Below are 17,440 nucleotides of genomic sequence, written 5' to 3'. Positions count from 1 at the left end.
GAGCGTGGAGGTTGTCTGCGCCGCAGTGTGGACAGGAGCGTTCTTCCCACACCGTCTTGAGACGCCGCTCGACGATGGCGTCGAGCGGCTCGGGCCGAAATTCTATTACCCCAAGTTCCGCAAGTTCCGCTAGCCTCTGGCCGAAGGCAGGACGGTCTTCACACATACCCGTCTTTGCCAGGCCAGAGGCACTAATACTCCTGGTTCCGCCAGTCTACTGAAGAGCGTCACCGCTTGTCATCGCCGGCAGTCGACCCTTTACTCCCGTCAGGGGCTGGTGGTGTGGCCGTCTGCTCGGCAGGTGTGTCGTCGCGGTCAACCGGTGTTGTACCGCCAATAAACGTCTTTGTCCGCTCCTCTTGTGGATCTTCGAAGAACGACTGAACGTCGTTGCTCTCGATGACCTCTCCGAGATAGAGGAACACGACCTCGTCGGCGAGTCGGCGTGCCTGAGCCATACTGTGGGTGACAAGAATAATCGTATACTCGGATTTTAATTTTCTGAGCGTCTTCTCGACGCTTTCGGCCGACACCGGATCGAGCGCGGAGGTCACCTCGTCACAGAGCAACACGTCCGGCTCGACAGCCAATGACCGGGCGACACAGAGCCGCTGGATTTGTCCGGTTGATAGCTCCGCGCCCGGCGCGTCAAGCCGATCGGCGACCTCATCCCAGAGGTTGACTTTCCGGAGATAGGTTTCGACCTTCTCGTCGAGATCGGCCTTCGACTCGTAGTCACCGTGGATGCGCAGCCCGTAGGCAACGTTTTCGTAGATCGACACCGGCAGTGCGGTCGGGGTCTGGGGAACGTAGCCGATTTGTCTGCGTATCTCCGGGGCTGGCACGTTGGTATTGTACACCGAGTCCCCGGAGAGCAGGACATCACCGTCGATCTCAACGTTCTCTTGAATATCGTGAAGCCGGTTGAGCGATTTCAACAGCGTCGATTTCCCACAGCCGGAAGGGCCAATAATTGTTGTGAGCGTGTTGGCCGGGAAGTCGATAGAGACTCCTTTGACGGCTTCGATTTCGCGGTCGCCGGTGTACGTTACTGAAAGCTGGTCTGTCGTGAGTGGGATCTCTGTCATCTGTTTCCTCCGGGTGTATATCGCGCGTAGCGGCCGGCTAACAGCTTCGAGAGGAGGATCAAGCCGAGCACAGCAATAGTCAACACGAACGCCGCCGCGTAAGCGTGGGAACGAACCTCAGGATTAAACGACATCGCCTGATCAAAAATGAGCACCGGCAGCGTCGTCGCCGCCTCGAACAGTCCACCAGGCATCCGGGTGCTTCGGCCGGTGGTAAACAGCACGGTTGCCGCATCACCAATACCGCGGGCAAACCCCATCACCAAGCCGGCGATAACGCCTGGTGCGGCCGCCCGAACGGTCATCCGCATGCTCTCAAACCGGGTCGCACCAAGCCCGTAGGTCGATTCTCGAACCGTCTCCGGGGCTGCACGCAACGCCTCGTCGGTGTAGCGCGTCATAATCGGGTACTGGAAGATAGCGATAGCGACGATGCCGAAAAATAAACTTGTCTGGGCACCTGTAGCGATGATGATCGTCAACACGAAGACGCCGTAGACGATTGGCGGGGTACCCCACAGCACGTTGAGAAACATGTTCACAGCGTCGGAAAACCGTTTACTGGAGTAGTCGCTCTGGAGATAGACCGCCGTCGACACCGCAGCCACCATTGAGACGATGGTTGCCGGGCCGACAATAAAGAGGCTGCCAAGCACTGCATGTAGAAAGCCTCCCGTTCCTTCGAGCATGTATCGCGAGCCGGGTGGCGTGAGTACAATCGATGGATCGGCAAGCAACACGCCCCCACCTCTGACGACGGTGACCCCGATGACCAACAGTAACACACCGACGACAAGCAGGGCGGCCGCCCGCACCGCGATACCGAACAGTCGCTGTGTGGTATAGCGGTTCATTGGTACTGCCACCGCCGTTTGAGCCGCCGCTGGACGAGCATCGCCCCGAAGTTAAACAGCCAGACGACGACGACGAGCATTAGCCCGACAAATATCAACGCCGACTGTGTGAGCGGGAGCGACATCAGTTCGCCGAAATCATTGACGATCAGCGTTGGCAGCGTCTGGCCGGTCGAGAAGACCGAGGTGGGAATCTGTGTCTGGCCGCCGATCAGCAACGCTGGTACGATCGTCGCGCCGAACACGCGCCCAAAGCCGAGTAAGATCGCCGAAAAAATCCCAGGCCCAGCCGCCCGAAGCAACACCGATCGGATCGTCTCAAACTTGGTTGCGCCGACGCCGAGCGACGTTTCCCGCAGCTCGTCGGGGAGCGATTCGAGCGACTCAACCGACAACGAGGTCATAAACGGGGTGACGACGATCGCCATCACAAGACTGACAGTAAAGATGCCGACGCCAGCGGTGCTCTCGTTGAACACCGGGGCGACGTAGCTACCGATAAACGGCACGACGACGATCAGTGCGACCAGCCCGAAGATCACACTCGGGACCGCCGCCAACACATCGATCAGTGCGGCGACGAGTGTTTTTGTTCGCCCTTCAGCGTACTCGGCGATATAGATCGCCGCACCGAGCGCAATCGGAACCCCCATTACCATCGAGAGTGCGGTGACGTAGACGGTACCGACGATCGCCGGCAAAAAGCCGAAATTGTTCCGCGCAGGGTCCCAGTTTGTAGAGGTTAACATCGAACTCAGCGGATACTCCGAGAGGATTGGCAGCGATCGGTAGAACAGTAGTAGTGTGATCCCCCCAAACAGCGCGATCGCCAGATACCCCGCCAGGGTGAGCCAGTAGCTACTGTAGCGTTCGGCAAGCAGCCGTCGGCCGAGGCGGCTCGACCGAGCCCGCTTCCGCAGACTGTCGGTGTCGGTGGTCACGATTCCGTGTTGTTTTCCAAGGTCGCTCGTCCGTCTTCAAGACGGTCTTCCGTTAGGGGGACGTAACCGTTTTCGGAGACATACTGTTGGCCGTCAGTGAGCACCCACTGTATAAACGGCGCGACAGAGGCGTCGAACGTGCCGTTTGCGGCGAGCCACATCTCACGGGCCGGCGGTGCCGGGTAGTCGCCGCGCTCAACGGCCGCGAGCAACTCGCCGCGAGTTTGATAGAACGACTCCGATTCAGAGAGTCCGTCACCGTTTTGATCAAGGGGAATCGGCCGGATATCACCGTCGAGTTCGCCGCTGTCGAGATTGTAGACGTAATTGACGTTGTTCATCGCGATGGCGTTCTCGCTCTCGCCGAGCGACTGGGCAACCGGCTGATCGCCATTGAAGTTGCCGTCCGAGAGTCCCTCAAGATCGTCTTGTGTGTAGGCGTCGCCTTCGCCGCCGAGGAACTCACCCCACTTTTTGTACGCCGCAGAGGCGTCCGAACGGCCGTAGACGACGATCTCGGCGTCAACACCGGCGTCTGGAAACAGTTCTCCCCAGTTAGTGATCTCTTTAGTAAATATTGCTTCTAACTCCGCTCTAGTTACCCCCTGTGATTGAATCTGATCGATAACCGGGTTGTCTTTATTAACCGTTCCCACGACGGTGTCGATCAACATCGGCACCGCGACCAGCCCGCGTTCAAGTTCCTCTTCAAAGGGTTCACGCCCCATCATTGCTACATCAACCTGATTATTAAACAGATCTGACACTCCGACCCCAGTGCCGCCGCCGGAGATATCGAAGGCAAGGTCGCTTTGCTCAGCATAGATGTCAGCCCACACCTGTACCATCGGCAGTGGCCCGACACCACCAGAAATCCGCACTGTTTGGCCGCCATCGTCGCCGCCGAGACAGCCGGTAAGTGAAACCGCGGTGCCGGCAGCCGCCGCGTTCAGCACAGACCGTCGTGAATGCCGTCGTGCCATCACTCATTGGAAGGATTTACTACATATAATTGCTCATTAAACGACAAATGTGGGCTGTTCACCGACATACCTGTAATTGTTGCTCCTATCTAAGTTCAATATGTGAGACAAAATACAAATTACTAATCAAGTCGCAGATGCCGGCAAGAAATCTGACCTTGCGGTCGTGTTAATTTTGACGCGAATTGTGGTAGACGGCGAAGGCTTCGAGCCAGTTTTGAGCTGTCTCTAACGCGACATTGCTAAAACTATTCGCAAACGAAGATGTTCGTCGTTTTATTTCTCAAAAGACACGTTCGATGGCATTCCAACTTCCATGCCGAATGACTTAAAATCGATAGCCGTCTTCAGCGAGGACTGAGCCGAGATAGTCTGCGTCATCGACGAGAAATTCCACGTTATCGAGCTGATAGCGCCGGTGTAGCTCGGTGAGAAACTATCGCGTCGTCTGTTTATTTGCGGTTGGATAGAGGCTCACGGGGAGGATCCCGTTCGTCTGTGGATCAACCGCGCCGTACAGCCAGAACTGCTGGCCGTGGAGGCGGATCATCTTCTCGTCAGCCGCGAGTTGATCCTCGGAGACGGTTGAGATCGGCTGTAGATTGGCTTTATGAACCCAGTTATGAACCGCAACGTAGCTCCGATCGATCCCAAACAGTCCAAGATGTTTACTTGCCTCACGAAGTGACATACCGACCAAATGACAGCGGAGCCCTAGTTCAATCGCCCAGCGAGGCGTTCGACCTCGCTCCACAAACGACAGGTCGACCCACGTGATACGTTCGCTGAGGCGGCCGAATTCTGGCATAGACACTCAGAAATTGTCCGCCTCATCCTCTAACTTAACGCGACCACGATCAGACCACAGAAACTTTCAGTTGAATAGCGACTGACATCAGTAGATGACGCAGCGCGACTCTGGGACGTGAGCGAGAAGCTGACTGGCGTCGAGTATGATTTCGAGACAACCGAGACGGTGAAAGCACCACAGTGAGTCTCCCCAGCGTGGAAACTCGAAATTAAATAGACCGAAGCCAACTATCACCCATGGTGCTCGTCGCCGAGATTCTCCTGGCTGACCGCACGCTCCCACTCGTTGGACTTGCAGAAGCGATTCCAAGCGGTGAGCTATCGATCTCGAACCCGTTTATTCTCAACAATAACAAGATACTGATGACGGTAACTGTCGATACAGGTTCGCACGATATGTTCGATCGAAAACTGGATTCGGCTACGGAGGTTATCAATGCGATGGAGATTGGACAAACCGCCGACGGCTGGTTCTATCAACTCATCGTGAGAGATGACTCGAATCTTGCCCGGTCTCACGACCCAGAAGAAATTGAGGGAGTTGTCATGGATGCAACAGTGACCAGCGAAGGGATTCGGGAACAGAAGGTGTTCTCGGATTACGAGTCGTTGGCCACACTGCGAGATCGATGTAAGGTCCACGACATTCCATTCGAGCTGTTAAAGATCGCTTCAGACCCCGAGAACGACGGCGAACGCGACCAGTTCGGGTTGACCGACAAGCAATACCGGGCCATCTCGATCGCCTTCGCCGAGGGGTACTACGATTCTCCGCGTGAATTCACGACGGATGATCTTGCGTCCGAACTCGATGTCTCAGCCGCCGCGGCGTCTGATCTCCTGCGCAGAGCTGAGAGACAGCTGATAAGCGAGACTGTTGGTCCACAGCAGTATATGAGTGTCTTGCCGCAGTAGCCTCGGACTCTTTCGGGATTCCATCGACTGTTCCATGTGAGTAAATCTTGTCTCCCGGTCGCTTTTCCCCAGACTGTTGTCTGATCCCTCGCACCCTCTGACCCCACAGGTTGTCGCACCCAGCGTTTAATTTAGCGGAGTGTAACTCCATTAGAATCCCGCTCAATACCCTGGAATGTGAAGTACGGTCATTCGTCTATATAAATGGGTTTACTGGTAAGCACAACTCGCTCCTTCCGGTATCACATATCTTCTGTTGATGTCTGATAACCCATCGACTGACAGCAAGTACCTTTCCGACAGTGTTGCGATTGTAACTGGCGCATCTTCAGGAATCGGCGAGGCGACTGCCGAAGCACTTGCCACAGAGGGCGCAAGTGTCGTGCTTGCAGCACGGCGTGTCGACGAACTCGAAGCGCTCGCGGACCGAATCACCACGGAAGGTGGAGACGCACTCGTCGTCGAAACCGATGTCACGGAGGAAGACGATATCGACACACTGGTCGAGACGACTATGGACGAGTACGGCCGGATCGATGTCCTCGTGAACAACGCCGGCGTGATGCTTCTCGAGCCACTGGAACGAGCAGACCGGTCGAATCTCCGGCAGATGGTCGAAGTGAATCTGATAGGGCTGATGAATCTCACGCACGCTGTGGTCCCCATCATGCAACAGCAAGACGGTGGCCACGTCGTCAACGTCTCGTCAGTTGCGGGGCGGGAAACGATGACCAACGGAAGTGGCTACAACGCCACGAAGTTCGGTGTCACTGCCTTCACCGATGCCATTCGACAGGAACTCTCGCCACAGGACATCCGAACCACGGTCATCGAACCGGGTGCGGTTGATACTGAACTCCCGACTCACATCACTGACGAGCAACTGCTTGAACAACTTTCCGAAGTGGATATGCCAACGCTGGCTCCCGAAGACATTGCCCGTGGAATCGTGTACGCAACGAACCAACCCGAACACGTCGACGTCAACGAACTCATGATTCGCCCGACTGGACAAGCGATGAACTAGCACCAGCCTCTAAGCCTCGCAGCCGATCGCATCTTCAGTACCTCACTCAGCTTTGAACGTTGAGTATCTAACACTTAATGGACCGAAAATGGCGGCTGAGACGGTGTGAGCATGGAAAAGGGAGTTCAGCCGCAGACGCTCCACTCTCCACTAGAGGTTCAAACGCCGTGAACGCTGGCTTCATTATCCTCTGTGAATCACCCTCCAGTTCGGCCGATACCGTAGACTCCTCGTAGAACGTCTTTTCCTCCGATTTCGGGCCAAATAGTGTCAACATGACAACGTTCAAAGCTGAGGTGATTTGTAACGCACCCTCCTGTGCCAAAAGATGTGCCTCAGGTCATTAATCGTCTGACGCGAGATAGAGCAAGTGTACCCCCACATCTTCAGCCCCACTGCGGAGTATTTGATTTACGAACGCGTCTCCACTTGGCCGACTCGCGTAGAACTGTCGTTCGCTGAGTGCCGCGATGGTTGATGGGAGAAGATCGACTATTAACCGACCATGCTCTGTCTTAGTGATGGATTTTCTAAGTTGATCCGGGATTGCTGCTAACGGTTCAGAAACTGAGTGCCAGAGTAATTCTTGCCCAACGACGAGGATCTCCCCATCTCGTTGATAGAGAACGGTTGTGTCTCCTTGTTGGTCTGCCTGTTCAATAACTGCCTTTGAATCAACAACATCATAGAAGACGGCGACAGAAAATGTAAGCGGGACCAATTGAAAACCTGCCTCATCTGGGATTTGTTTATGAGTGTGTATTTCATCAACAATTTTCGGGAATGTGTTTGGATCAAACGGAGTGTGTTCAAGAAGTACTCCGAGCAATTTGTCTGATTCATTCAACTCAGCCGATCCAAGGCAATTTGCCAACTCCTGAACTGGCTCATTACTTAGTGCGGCAGCTGGGCTTATTGTATCGAATATAGCCCTCAATGTTCTTAAAAGAGCCTTCGAAGTAGCAGCTTCCTGTGGGTGGGGAATCTGAACAGAGTACTCTTTATCATCATCTTGGATTCTGATCTCTCTTCTTCCAGGATCTTTAATCTCTATTCCTGTAATCTCTTTAGCATATAGACTTCCGTACTTTACTGTTGTTTCAAATGTGACTTCAGTTCCAATTTCAGCAGAGTCTGGTAGAGAACTCACAGGGACGCAGACGATAGAACGATCTACACTGCGAACGCGGGCAAAGTACCGCCCCGGATTGTCTATAATCACGCCCTCTGTGGGATTTTGGTTTAGATCGAGAGCGCTGACAGCTGAACGGATTTGTGCCTCAAACCACTCTTGATGCGGACTAGGAAGATCATTTTGGATACCAGAACCGTTCCAATGGTCGTGGATTGGATATCCATCTAAGATATCAAGTAGCCAGACTAGACAGGGTACTATTGTAATAAGATCTGCTGCTTGCTGTTCGCTTAAGCGGTCTTTCTGATGAACAAGTCGCACGATTCCATCTGATGTTACGCGAATCCCGAACTGACGACTTGCTTCCGGAGATATTGTTACTGCCCAGTCGAAATCAAGGTTCTTTGGCCGACAGTCCGCAAGTTCCCATTCAACAGAACCACTTTGGAATCGATAACTTGGGTCACCATGATCATTGACGGCTACATTTTGAGGAGTTATTGGATGGTCTCGAACAAACTGATAAAGTGATTGACTGAATTTCCTCGGGAACTCGGCCTTGTCTTGTAGTCTATCTGCCTCTTTCTGGTCAATCTCTTCTTCCAAGATATCGCTAATGAGCGGTGCTATTTGATCTGGCGCATCTTCCACATCTATCGTACTTCTCCCTGAGTTTGACTTTTTTCGGAGTTTGTCTAGTTGAGATCGGAGTTCATCAATAGACCCTGTATCGACAGTCTGTCCCTCGATATTGCCCTCAACTCTGTCTAGTAGTTCATAAACACCGTTGAGCTGATCTAAATCTAATTCCGGAAAATCGGCATCAGATATTGGGTTGAGATTCGTCTGTTGCTGTGGATCGCCCGTTCCATTACCTTCAGTCCAATGAAGACCCGCATTAAATAGGCGTGATGTAAGTTCATTCGGTACGTTGTCGCCTGGTTCGAATCCAAATTCACGATATATCTGCTCGGTTATTGCCGGTGTCTGAAGTGGATAAGGGTGAGGGGCACTCCAATTCACGTTGACGTAATACCCTGACTTATGATAGTCTGAACTATATTTGTGAAAGACAGGCACGAACAAATAAATCAGTCAAATTGTAGTTATTTAAGATAATCGGGTTCGCAGTTGACTTATCGACTAACTGAATATAGATTCGTCCACCTAGCAATAGTAATAGATATTTGACGGAATTGGATCCGGGTATAAAACGCATCTGATTACTAAGCTAGTAGAACTACAAAGATTGTACACAGACACCGACACATCATTATAACATGCTAATTTATTAGAAATTCAGGTGGATCTCTCATATCATCATGCGAACCCACACGGGGGAAACGAGTCCTTTCTCTTGCGATTTCAATTTGCGAACGCCGACAGTCCGACAACCATCTTGGTCGATGCCGGTGCAGAACTTGAGCTTGATCGGATACTGAACCGGAACGAAATGATCGATGCCGTCTGTCTTACCCACGCTCATTCAGATCATTACCAGTCACTAGATCAGTGTATAGACGCCGACACGTCAGTATACACCTCACCAGCAACGGCCCAGATCATCGGCGACGTACTCGACATCGCAGCACAACAGCCAGGGGTCAAAGCAGACGACTCGCTTGCATCAGCAATTGAGCCCGTCGACGGGTGGACATCAGTTGGGTCCGAAGTAGCATTTCATCCGGTACCTGCCGGACACGTCCCCGGAGCAGTCGGGTATCTATTCCGATTTGAGAAGGACCAGGGTGTCGACACCGGTTACATTCTTGCGACAGGTGACTTTACGCTCACCCGGGCAGGCGGGTATCCGGAATTCCCACTTGACTCGATTCAAGACGTGGATGTCCTATTTCTCACCGTGGCGACGAGCAGTAACTTCTCTTCAGAGTTGTCTGAGGCGCTTGGCATTGCGCTACAGCAAGCACATAGCGGGATGCAGACACTCGTCACGACAAGCGGTATTGTGGGTGTTCACGTTGCGTATCTATTGGGTGCGTTGATTGAGCGATTTGAACTTGGAGTCCGAGTACGCGTCGTGGGGCAGGCCGCAAAGCTGTATGAGCGATTGGAGTACGAGGCTGACGCTGTCCGACCTGTCCCGGAGTTTTCCCATACTGATGAGGCCCTGGGACGTGGGATAATCACGATCGCTGGCCCAGATGTTCCGAGTGAACGTAGTTCTGGCCGACTATATGGCGTGTTACGGGACCAGCCAGACGCGTGTGTCGTACAGCTGATTGGGTCCGGGCAATCTCCGATTCGGAGCGGACAGTGTACCGTTCATGATTTCCGCATCGTGAACCATCCGGAATACGACGCCCTAGAATCGGTACATGAGTCGGCTAACCCACAGCACACCGTTATCACGCACACGCATCGCGGGGCTGGTAACCAATTCAATCATCTCAATAGTAACGTGTGGTCACCATCGGATTCTGGCGAGTACACGCTGTACGCGAATGGACAGTGGCGCGCACCGCCGTGGGCTCCCAACGGCGGTCGGACCCCAACACAAGCCACGACGCAAAGCGTCGGTGCATTAACTGAAACAGATCTCTTTTCCGATGTCGATTTGCCCAGTCTATCACGTTCCCCAACGGTCGATCTTCCTGCTGAAGGCATTGACATCGAGCACGTGAAACAGGTACTGGCCCAGGAGACGGCGTATACCGGCCCGACCACAACAGAGGCCGCTGATAGCGATACTGGCTCCTCGACGGCAACTGCCCGCAAACCAAACTCACCCAGCATGACAACCTCAGATGACGATCAGGACGATACTAAATCCGACTCACAAGGCTCACCAGCCGAATCCGTAGGGCTTGTTCGCACCACTGGCGCATCATTCAATCAACTTGATGACTGGGTTGTCTCCGCAATAAAATCCGGAGAACTCTCAAAAGCAGATCTCAAAGAAATCGCACGGCGTAGTCAGCAGTCAGCGACATCGGCAGACGAAACCGAGTCACCTGATGATGAAAATACCGATGGCGCAGGTGATGCCGATCACAATACATCACAATCTGATTCAGTTCGTTCAACCGCTGAGTCGGATGATTCGGACGCTACTACGCCGACAGACAGTGATAAGAATGTGGATTCTCCTGATGCTCCATCCGTGTCGCCGGATTCGAAGCCGGAAACAGAAACAACCGAAACTCAATCCACATCGGAGAATCCCGAAACGGAAACAACCGAAACTTACCCCGCACCAGAATCCCCCACTACATCGACTGAGCAGGAAGATAATCAGGGATTCTTCGTCGTGTTAGATCCGCTAACAACGTCACTTGCTACTCACCTCATAGCAGAGACTGACGAAGGTCCGATGACCATCGCTGATGTTGCTACCGACGCGACGACAGCATACCTTGGTGACCGACTTCGTGGAATAGAGACTGAACCGGAGACTAGTGTCTCCTCACACTCGTCGATAGTGGATCAGGCCTTAGCTGGCGTAGTTACAGATTCCGATGAGTTCACTGATCTTGATTCGTTCAAAACCACGGCTTACGGAGAACTCCTTGGAGATCTTGTCGGGCTCGACAAAGACGATCAGACACTAAGTGTAACGATCGGCGTCGACCCGGCCCTCGTCGACGCCGTTACCGAACATCCTGCGTCGCCTACTCAATCACGTGATGATGTCGTCGCTACCGCGGTTTTATGCTACGCAGGGGCCGACACATAGTCTACATCTGGGTTTTTGAACTCCTGGTTGAAAGTTAGACCTGTAATCGCGTCGAGCGATGATACCTCTAAGTGTACTCACGGCGGACCTTCTCGATGAACAAGCCACAGGAGAGAGTGGACGTCCAACATTCGGATGTCGTGATCGGTTGTGGTATCAAGATCGGCTTGTACGCCCCGGAGCGCGTCAAGCATTAATATGTAATCACCGGGGTTGAACCCGTATGGAACACTGTAGTCACTAAATTCAGAAAAGAAATCATCGAACATCTGGTATCGATACATGACGTACTGATCCGGGTGTACGATCATCAGTAACATCGTTGCAACAGACATCCGCTCGCTTCCCGAATCGGAGAGTTCACTGTACAAGTCGTTGAACGATTCAAGCCGGTCCATCAGTGGGCCAGCATCCTCGTTCAGCAAATTTGAGAGCACAGTCGCGGCTTTGTCCGATTTCGTCGTCGATAGCTGTTGGAAGGTGTCCCACGGCTGCCACCGGCCGCCGAGCAGGTAGATTGGAATGACATCAGAAAGCGGCTCAGCGACCGACAGGTCGTCCAAGAACGGTTCTACATCGGCGGCCTGTAGTTCGGTTAGATCGTATTTCGACAGGACCTCGCCGGAAACGTATGCGCAATATTCGTCTTTCCACGTCTCCCAGTGATTATCGCCCCACTGTTCAAGCGGCGTATCCCGTTCGTATGCCGCACTATTCGAGGCCGCCGAAAAGGAATCGAGTACCGTGGAAAGACCGTGAAGTTCGATCGGGTTGCCGTGAGTTTGGAGGGCATCCCATCCGGCAAACGTCTCATACATCGGCACAGCCATGTCGAGTGTTTTGCGGAGCTCTGCCTCGTCGGACGTAGACACAAGATGGAGGAACTGCTCGATTTCATCAGAAAGTGCCACTTCGTGCTCGGTTCCTGCAGTCATATGGCCAATTTGCTCGCAGTACCGCTCCTGAAAATTCCTCAGTGCCCCCGCTGCATCAGAAAAGGATTCGACCGTCCCAAATCCGAACGTGGACAATCCTCGTTGCGTAGCTGAGCTAAGAATCGGTCTCGTCTCAGGATCACATCTGCCATAAAATTCACGAACTGCTGGGATAACGTATTCCGGAATCTGTCGTTCCCAACTTGGATCATATGAGGTGGCATCCCTAATTTCTCGAATGAACTCGGCCAACGCATCTATCGGCAGATTCCAATTATTCAGGACCGCATTTGATCCACCAAACGCTGCACCCCGGATCAGCTCGCTCTGCCATACATCCCTAAACTCGTCTTCAGACGGCGAGTCAAGAAAGGCCTCTACTTTCTGTTCAAGTACGTTGGTCCGTGTTGGCGATGTAAAATCAAAGCCGTTTCCCCGCCCATTTGTCTCAATAGTGGTTGCCCATGCGTCGAGGAGTTTCTCGTGGCGGGGCCCAAACTGAGTCATTAGTACTGGTATGACTACCGACAAGTATCGGATAAGTGTTTGTGGTCGCTTTGGTGAATGTTCTTTTAGCTCAATCTGAGCAGCGGCCACACAGACAGATCGTTAACTGGCCGTTATCCGGGCCGTCGAGAAGTTGCTGTCAGTGACGCTCATAACTAGCCGAAATGTTACCAGTCGAATCACGACGGCGCATCGCTATTTGCGGAGAAATCGGCTGTAATAGCGTCCTACAAGCATGCTATCCGCGTTCTGTAACAGACAAATACAATGCGTAATTTCCCGTTTTCTCACCAGTCTCTCGGTCCTCAGTCTCCTTCAGGTTAATCTCAACCCGACGACTGTAGTCCTCCATATCGACAACCCAGCGGAATAGCCCTGCGATGGTTTCAATGAATTGGGGATCGCCGGTAATTCGAATATTCGAGATATCTGTCGGGTATGTGCTCCCCTCAAAGTCGCTCGGCTTTTCCATCATCGCTCGCTTCATCTCGGCCCCCGACGGTCGATCTCGATTCTTCAGCCAATCCATCGCTTCCGATTTCGGTATACTTCCTGATTTTGTCGTTGGAAGAGACTCTAGTTTTGTTTTTGTGGACTCCCCACCGTCGGCAACACCAAGATTCTCCTCAGCCTCATTTTCGAACGATTCTGACTTCCCACCCTGTATTTCGTACTCTGCGCCGCAATTTTCACACTGACCACTCCCATTCTGTGGGGTTATCATACTCCCACAGTCGTCACAAAAGTACATAGAACAGGTACATATTCCGAATCTGATAAAGTTGTCTGAGGATTATGAGATCACAAAAACACATGATGGGGAGACTCATGTCCCAACTAATCCCTCAGTTAGTATCAGAAGCGTTTGGTGTCGTTGTAGCGCTCATCCATACTCTGAACAGAATTGCGAGATAATTCAACACAAGAAGCTTACCGGTGCCGTCAGCGACGGTTCTTGAGCGCAGCAGCTCGGGTCAGTACCTCCTACTTCGTTTGAACAAGCGCATCACGAGAACTCCGGCCGCTCAGCATACTTGATCGGATCTTGTGACCCAGCATTTCGGAACGCCTCAAGCCGGAACGCACACGCATCACACGTCCCGCACGCTGGCTCCTCGTCTCGGTAACACGACCACGTGATGTCGTACGGCACGCCGAGTTCCAAGCCACGCTCCGCAATCTCCGTCTTCGACCACTCGACGAACGGCGCTTTCAGCTCGATCTCCGTCTCCGGTTTCGTGCCGACATCGATCACGTTCTGAAAGGCTTCGAAGAAGGCGGGGCGGCAGTCGGGATACCCGGAGAAGTCCTCGGAGTGCGCCCCAATGAACAGCGCCTCTGAATCAGTCGCCTCCGCGTACGACGTCGCCATCGACAACAGATTGGCGTTGCGGAAGGGGACGTACGACGTCGGGATCTCATCGCTCTCAAGATCCGCGTCGGCCACGTCCATCTCTTCGTCCGTCAGACTTGATGCCCCGATCTGCGAGAGGTGCCCCGTTTCGATGTGGAGGAAGTCAGCCGCATCGACCTCCTCAGCGAGCGCTTTCGCGCACTCGAACTCTTTGTCTTCGGTGCGTTGCCCGTACGACGTATGGAGGAAGTACGGCTCGTACCCTTGCTCGATCGCCTCGTACACAGCCGTCGCACTATCCATCCCGCCGGATACCAGAATGACCGCGCTTTTGTTGCTCATGTCTGCTTGGTTGCGTCGAATCGATTATCGCTCTGTTCACCACACCGCACTCGCGGCACCGCGCTCTGCCGACCGGTCTTTGAGAGTGACGTACTCATGTACCCGGTGCGTCGTTCCATAGGTCCACGTGCAGTCGCGGCGTGTACCGGTAGCCGTACTCCATCGCCAGCTCGGCGACCTCGCTTCGCGTCCCGTCGAGTTGCTCGCGCGTCATGCCCTCCGGCATTAACAGGACGTCATCATCGGCAACGGTCGTCGCCGTCGCTTCTCGCACTCGGTCAACCAGGTCCGTGATCTCCGGGAGGTCCGACTCGTCGGTCACGACGAACTTGAGTTGGGTCTCGTACGCATCGACCATCTGAGACAACGCATCCATATCGATCCGGTTCTGTTCGTGTTTCTGTTCCCACTCGCCCTCCCCCTTCGGGTCACGCTCCGGTGTCGGCGTGCTGTTCGCCAACTTCGGGCTGATACTCGCCAGATCGATCGGCGCGTCCCGATGGATCGTCCCGTTCGTCTCCACCGTCGTGTGATACCCCTCTGCGTCAAGCCGTTCTAAGAGCCCGACGGACTCCTCGTGGATGAGTGGTTCCCCACCTGTGAGCACGACGTGGCCAGCCTGTTCGTGGGACTGTATTTCCTCGACGATCGAGTCGACGTCGCGCCACGCCCCGGTCGGCTCCCACGACGTATGGTAGGAATCACAGAACCAACACCGGAGGTTACACCCAGACGTCCGCACGAAGACAGAAGGGACACCTGCGAGCGTTCCCTCACCCTGTAACGAGTAGAACACCTCGTTGATCGGGAGGCCCTCACTAGTCACGTCAGCGTCCGTTGCGGGTTCCTCGATATCGCTAGCGACCGGCATCAGTAACTCGCACAGAGTTCGCCGGTTTCGCTCACCGACACCGACACGTCCGAGACGGTATCCGGGAACGCATCGAGCATGCGTTGTTCGAGGAGGACGCTCATCACCTCCGCGGTCGGCGGGTGATCGAGGACGACGAGGGCGTCGCCGTCGCCCGACGCTTCGAAGGCATCGACAAGTGGGTCGCCCTCCTCAACGAGGAACCGGTGGTCCCACGCGTCGATGACGTCCGTGACGTCGCCTTTGTCGACGACCCAGCCTTCTTCGGTGAGTTCCCCGGTCACTTCCACGGTGATCTCGTAGTTGTGGCCATGTGGCCGCGAGCACTTCCCATCGTGATGGAGGATTCGATGGCCCGAGCTGATTCGGATGGGGTTGTCGGCTCCGATTTGGAGTGTTCGTTGGCCTGCCTCAGCGAGATCGATCGGCTTAGAGTCATCTTTCGATATGCTCTGGGACATACTTGAAGAATACTTGTGTGAGGGATAAGCGTTGAGATTTGGTCGTCCTGCCGATGCCTCAGGCTGTACGATCGACGGAAGCCATCAAAGAGTGTCAACGGTAAATTTAGAACTCATGGCAAATAGATACACCACGCCTCTGATTCGGGATCTCTAAACCCCCCAATTATGTTTCCCACGCGTAATTGGCAGTATAATGGCAGCCTCGCTCGCTGAACCTACGGTGCTTGCTGCTGCGAAAGATACGCTGTATCCTGATATTGAGACGAGCCCCGATCAGTACGCGGTCACAGAAACGCAGTTCACGCAATCCACGTGGGGCGGGTGGACCATTCCGCAGGCGCTACGAGAGTGGCTTGCGCCGTACAACACGATTCGACTCGCTGCTGGGGAACCTGATCTTCTCGGCGTTGGAATGCCGGCCACCAAGGTGCTGAACGGGGATACGGCCACGACACCAGTCGCGGTGATCGAGGCGAAAGGCCACAACTCGGACCCGGCCGCTGCCGACGTCGCTCGCGGCATCACGCAAGCGCACGCACACCTCTCCGAAGTCAACCTCGGGTACGTCGCCGCGCCAGCCCCCAGTATCACTGATACGGCGCGCGCACAAGCGAGGAGTCTTAACGTCGGTGTCATCGCCGTGGAAGACACCGACTCCGCGCGTGTCGTCGAGCCTGCTCGGGTTACTGGGGCCGGCGAGTTCTCCACGACGATCGACGCGGTGCGACTCCAAGCAACCACGCACCGCCTCACCGACGGGAGTTTCCCGGTGAACCACCCGAAAAACTATCTCGGATACGCGCTCGCACTCGCAGCCGACAGTGACACCGACACTGTGTACGCCGACAACGTCATCAACGCTATTTCTGGTGGGCGGCGCGGCGCTATTCTGTTGAACATCGTCGACGACCAGCCAAACGGCGACTCGCTCACGCACCTCGGCGCAGAAGTCGTGCGCTTCGCCCGCGACCAACACGGCAGTGTAACAGCGGCGCTCGCCGAGTTCGACACGTGGACAGGCAGATCAACGAGGTTCACCGAGCTCGCCCCGCGATGGGCGCAGCTCGCACGGTCCGTCGCCATCCAATACGAACCCACGCGGCTCATCATCAGCGCGCTTGAGCGACTTCATCAAGACGGTGTCCGTGACGCAACGCTCGCCAACGTCGCGCTCGAAGCCACACGCATCAACCAACCACTCGCCGTCGAAGTGTTCTTCACCCAGAATCGACGGGACGATGTCCTCACCGCAGACGGCGACATCAATGAAGCCGTGCTGACTGATCCGACGGTGTACAAGTCTGGCATTCACTTCCAATTCAAATACCAGCTCTACCACGTCGGAATCCTCACCACCGGCGGCACCGACGACAAGAAGACCGTGTTGAGCAACACATGGCGGTTAGAGCAAGCGGTTGGTAGCGCATCCGGACCACGGTGACCCAAGAGAGAGTTTCAACGGAGAACTGTACGCACTCACCGGCTTAGGTCCGTCTGCGAACGGATTGTTCCGCGTCGAA

At 54.4% G+C, this 17,440-nt stretch carries 14 protein-coding genes and 2 pseudogenes; 4 read left to right on the top strand and 12 right to left on the bottom strand.

Features of this window, described 5'->3' with window-relative positions; translation table 11 throughout:
• The 6 genes and pseudogenes from EXE41_RS14090 to EXE41_RS14065 form a co-directional block, all read right to left on the bottom strand.
• A pseudogene (locus EXE41_RS14090) lies at positions 1-166 on the bottom strand (IS1595 family transposase); the annotation flags it as partial.
• A 61-nt stretch (positions 167-227) separates the two neighbouring features.
• Positions 228-1,088, bottom strand: coding sequence for a phosphate ABC transporter ATP-binding protein (locus tag EXE41_RS14085; RefSeq protein ID WP_089309028.1), 861 nt, complete (start codon positions 1,086-1,088; stop codon positions 228-230).
• A complete protein-coding gene (locus EXE41_RS14080; protein ID WP_049933000.1) occupies positions 1,085-1,942 on the bottom strand; it encodes a PstA family ABC transporter permease in 858 nt (285 codons plus the stop codon). The genes EXE41_RS14085 and EXE41_RS14080 overlap by 4 nt, the downstream gene beginning before the upstream one ends.
• Positions 1,939-2,886 (bottom strand): phosphate ABC transporter permease subunit PstC, encoded by a 948-nt coding sequence (pstC, locus tag EXE41_RS14075; protein WP_394338103.1) that lies wholly within the window; start codon positions 2,884-2,886, stop codon positions 1,939-1,941. The genes EXE41_RS14080 and pstC overlap by 4 nt, the downstream gene beginning before the upstream one ends.
• Positions 2,880-3,866 (bottom strand): PstS family phosphate ABC transporter substrate-binding protein, encoded by a 987-nt coding sequence (locus tag EXE41_RS14070; RefSeq protein WP_049933002.1) that lies wholly within the window; start codon positions 3,864-3,866, stop codon positions 2,880-2,882. Before EXE41_RS14070 ends, pstC begins: the two co-directional genes overlap by 7 nt.
• Before the next feature lie 169 nt (positions 3,867-4,035).
• Positions 4,036-4,674, bottom strand: a pseudogene (locus tag EXE41_RS14065) (IS6 family transposase).
• A 239-nt stretch (positions 4,675-4,913) separates the two neighbouring features.
• Between EXE41_RS14065 and EXE41_RS14060 the strand changes: the two are divergent.
• Both EXE41_RS14060 and EXE41_RS14055 read left to right on the top strand, forming a co-directional pair.
• Positions 4,914-5,591, top strand: a complete 678-nt coding sequence (locus EXE41_RS14060; RefSeq protein WP_137691342.1) for a helix-turn-helix domain-containing protein — start codon at positions 4,914-4,916, stop codon at positions 5,589-5,591.
• 259 nt (positions 5,592-5,850) lie between these two features.
• A complete protein-coding gene (locus EXE41_RS14055) occupies positions 5,851-6,618 on the top strand; it encodes an SDR family oxidoreductase (RefSeq protein WP_137691341.1) in 768 nt (255 codons plus the stop codon).
• Between the two features lie 343 nt (positions 6,619-6,961).
• Here EXE41_RS14055 and EXE41_RS14050 read toward each other — a convergent pair whose 3' ends face one another.
• Positions 6,962-8,833, bottom strand: coding sequence for a hypothetical protein (locus tag EXE41_RS14050; RefSeq protein WP_137691340.1), 1,872 nt, complete (start codon positions 8,831-8,833; stop codon positions 6,962-6,964).
• Between the two features lie 223 nt (positions 8,834-9,056).
• Between EXE41_RS14050 and EXE41_RS14045 the strand changes: the two genes are divergently transcribed.
• Positions 9,057-11,447 (top strand): MBL fold metallo-hydrolase, encoded by a 2,391-nt coding sequence (locus EXE41_RS14045; RefSeq protein ID WP_158294419.1) that lies wholly within the window; start codon positions 9,057-9,059, stop codon positions 11,445-11,447.
• Positions 11,448-11,524: 77 nt separating this feature from the next.
• On the opposite strand, the gene EXE41_RS14040 is transcribed toward EXE41_RS14045, so the two are convergent.
• From EXE41_RS14040 to EXE41_RS14020, 5 genes are all read right to left on the bottom strand, one after another.
• Entirely contained in the window at positions 11,525-12,889 is a 1,365-nt protein-coding gene (locus EXE41_RS14040) for a hypothetical protein (RefSeq protein WP_137691338.1), read from the bottom strand.
• 238 nt (positions 12,890-13,127) lie between these two features.
• Positions 13,128-13,640 carry a hypothetical protein gene (locus EXE41_RS14035; RefSeq protein WP_137691337.1) on the bottom strand — a complete coding sequence of 171 codons (513 nt, stop codon included), beginning with the start codon at positions 13,638-13,640 and terminating at the stop codon, positions 13,128-13,130.
• 255 nt (positions 13,641-13,895) lie between these two features.
• Positions 13,896-14,585: a 7-cyano-7-deazaguanine synthase QueC gene (gene queC, locus EXE41_RS14030; protein WP_137691336.1), complete on the bottom strand. Its 690-nt coding sequence runs from the start codon at positions 14,583-14,585 to the stop codon at positions 13,896-13,898.
• Positions 14,586-14,679: 94 nt separating this feature from the next.
• Positions 14,680-15,456, bottom strand: coding sequence for a 7-carboxy-7-deazaguanine synthase QueE (locus tag EXE41_RS14025; protein WP_137691335.1), 777 nt, complete (start codon positions 15,454-15,456; stop codon positions 14,680-14,682).
• Positions 15,456-15,917 (bottom strand): 6-pyruvoyl tetrahydropterin synthase family protein, encoded by a 462-nt coding sequence (locus tag EXE41_RS14020; protein ID WP_094520216.1) that lies wholly within the window; start codon positions 15,915-15,917, stop codon positions 15,456-15,458. Before EXE41_RS14020 ends, EXE41_RS14025 begins: the two co-directional genes overlap by 1 nt.
• A 196-nt stretch (positions 15,918-16,113) precedes the next feature.
• Between EXE41_RS14020 and EXE41_RS14015 the strand changes: the two genes are divergently transcribed.
• Positions 16,114-17,361 (top strand): hypothetical protein, encoded by a 1,248-nt coding sequence (locus tag EXE41_RS14015; RefSeq protein ID WP_137691334.1) that lies wholly within the window; start codon positions 16,114-16,116, stop codon positions 17,359-17,361.
• Positions 17,362-17,440 lie beyond the last annotated feature (79 nt).

It is taken from the genome of Halorubrum sp. SD690R, from assembly GCF_005435035.1.
GTDB lineage: Archaea > Halobacteriota > Halobacteria > Halobacteriales > Haloferacaceae > Halorubrum > Halorubrum ezzemoulense.
The sequence above is the reverse complement of the archived record's forward strand: the minus strand, read 5'-3'. Positions and strand labels throughout refer to the sequence as shown.

Excerpts from the sequence above, each read along its gene's own strand:
- queC (WP_137691336.1), bottom strand. The coding sequence starts at position 14,585 with ATGAGCAACAAAAGCGCGGTCATTCTGGTATCCGGCGGGATGGATAGT.
- EXE41_RS14040 (WP_137691338.1), bottom strand. The coding sequence starts at position 12,889 with ATGACTCAGTTTGGGCCCCGCCACGAGAAACTCCTCGACGCATGGGCA.
- EXE41_RS14020 (WP_094520216.1), bottom strand. The coding sequence starts at position 15,917 with ATGTCCCAGAGCATATCGAAAGATGACTCTAAGCCGATCGATCTCGCT.
- EXE41_RS14015 (WP_137691334.1), top strand. The coding sequence starts at position 16,114 with ATGGCAGCCTCGCTCGCTGAACCTACGGTGCTTGCTGCTGCGAAAGAT.
- EXE41_RS14060 (WP_137691342.1), top strand. The coding sequence starts at position 4,914 with ATGGTGCTCGTCGCCGAGATTCTCCTGGCTGACCGCACGCTCCCACTC.
- EXE41_RS14080 (WP_049933000.1), bottom strand. The coding sequence starts at position 1,942 with ATGAACCGCTATACCACACAGCGACTGTTCGGTATCGCGGTGCGGGCG.
- EXE41_RS14070 (WP_049933002.1), bottom strand. The coding sequence starts at position 3,866 with ATGGCACGACGGCATTCACGACGGTCTGTGCTGAACGCGGCGGCTGCC.
- EXE41_RS14035 (WP_137691337.1), bottom strand. The coding sequence starts at position 13,640 with ATGTACTTTTGTGACGACTGTGGGAGTATGATAACCCCACAGAATGGG.
- EXE41_RS14055 (WP_137691341.1), top strand. The coding sequence starts at position 5,851 with ATGTCTGATAACCCATCGACTGACAGCAAGTACCTTTCCGACAGTGTT.
- EXE41_RS14025 (WP_137691335.1), bottom strand. The coding sequence starts at position 15,456 with ATGCCGGTCGCTAGCGATATCGAGGAACCCGCAACGGACGCTGACGTG.
- EXE41_RS14085 (WP_089309028.1), bottom strand. The coding sequence starts at position 1,088 with ATGACAGAGATCCCACTCACGACAGACCAGCTTTCAGTAACGTACACC.